Origin of the sequence: Vibrio sp. YT-15 (assembly GCF_033337445.1) — a bacterium.
GTDB classification, from domain to species: domain Bacteria; phylum Pseudomonadota; class Gammaproteobacteria; order Enterobacterales; family Vibrionaceae; genus Vibrio; species Vibrio alginolyticus.
Map to the genome: position 1 here is coordinate 1 of NZ_JAWOQR010000066.1, position 1490 is coordinate 1490.

Genomic DNA, 1490 nt, shown 5'->3' on the forward strand with positions numbered 1-1490 from the left:
TATTGGCTTGGAACAGAAGATGATTGAACACGCGCATCGTGAAGAGAAAAATGCGTTTGGGCAACTGGCGTATTTAACGGGCTTTTTTAACGCTGTTATTTCCGAAGAGGTGCAAACTCTGCAAGTAACCCTCGAAGGGCAGGCGGCGAGTGAACAAGGATGGGAGAGTCAGGAGATGGAGGTGCACAGCTTCGTCGTTGCCAACATCGCGCCATTTAGTACTGTGTTAGCGCAAGGTGGCGGCGCGCCGCAGCCAGATGATGGGAAACTGCACATTACCTACCTTGATAACACTCAGTCGCTGGGTGGACGCCTAGTGGCGTTGTCGGATCTAACATTAACCAGCGTCGGTGCGCAGGATGAGTCGAATCTGTTTCAGTACGCGAGCGCAACGGGGGTGACGATTACTGCAGATAAGCCGATTGACTACGTCATCGACGGTGAGCTCTATTCTGACCGTCGTTTAGAGATCAAGATTCGTCCTCAGTCGCTTAATGTGTTTGTTCCCAGTTAACGCAGATGAAGACGACTGCGAGTAGAGTCGAATACAAACTACAAACAACGACGCAAAAAACGTATCACTTGTGATGCGTTTTTTTATGTCGAACGTCGACTAATGATGGATGCGAATAGATGCAGAAAGTAAGTAAAGTCTGTGTTGGTCGATGCGTAGAATAGACAAAGCAACAGATAGAAGGGCAAAAATAGAAAAGGTAAACGAAGGAAAAAGAGAGTGTCCTGAATTCTGTGTAACTGTCTAAACTTAAGCCTTAAAGGCTAAGGATGGACAATATGGATAAGAAAGCACTCGAAGCTTTTGCTCGTGAAGCGGCGAAGTCAATTAAGACAGAATCTGACCTGGATGACTTCCGAAAAATGTTAACCAAGGTGACCGTTGAAACGGCGTTAAACGCTGAACTCGATGAGCACCTTGGATATCAAAAACACCAACCCAGAACCAGCTCCAACTCCCGCAATGGCTACTCGGGTAAATCAATCATCACCGATGATGGAAAAGTCGATATCGACGTCCCTCGCGACCGTGAAGCCAGCTTTGAACCTCAACTCGTCCGCAAACACCAAACTCGATTCCAATCCATGGACGACAAGATATTAAGCCTATATGCGAAAGGCATGACCACACGTGAAATCGTCGCAACGTTCAAGGAAATGTATGATGCTGATGTTTCGCCAACGCTGATATCAAAAGTAACCGACTCGGTGCTTGAGCAAGTGATTGAATGGCAGTCGCGACCTCTCGACGAAATTTACCCTATCGTCTATCTCGATTGCATCGTGGTTAAGGTGCGTCAAGACAAGCAAGTCATCAACAAAGCGGTCTATCTTGCGTTAGGCGTCAACATGGAAGGCCAAAAAGAGCTGCTCGGTATGTGGCTCTCTGAAACGGAAGGTGCCAAGTTCTGGCTTAACGTGTTGACTGAGCTTCAAAACCGTGGGGTAAAAGACATCCTTATCGCTTGCGTTGACGG

General features: G+C 47.4%; 1 protein-coding gene and 1 pseudogene. Both read left to right on the plus strand.

What is annotated here, in order from left to right; all coding sequences use genetic code 11:
- A pseudogene (locus tag R7D93_RS25260) lies at nt 1–514 on the plus strand (hypothetical protein); the annotation flags it as partial.
- Between the two features lie 278 nt (nt 515–792).
- Nucleotides 793–1490 (plus strand): IS256 family transposase (locus R7D93_RS25265; RefSeq protein WP_318129557.1); only part of this gene is annotated, 698 nt, incomplete at its 3' end.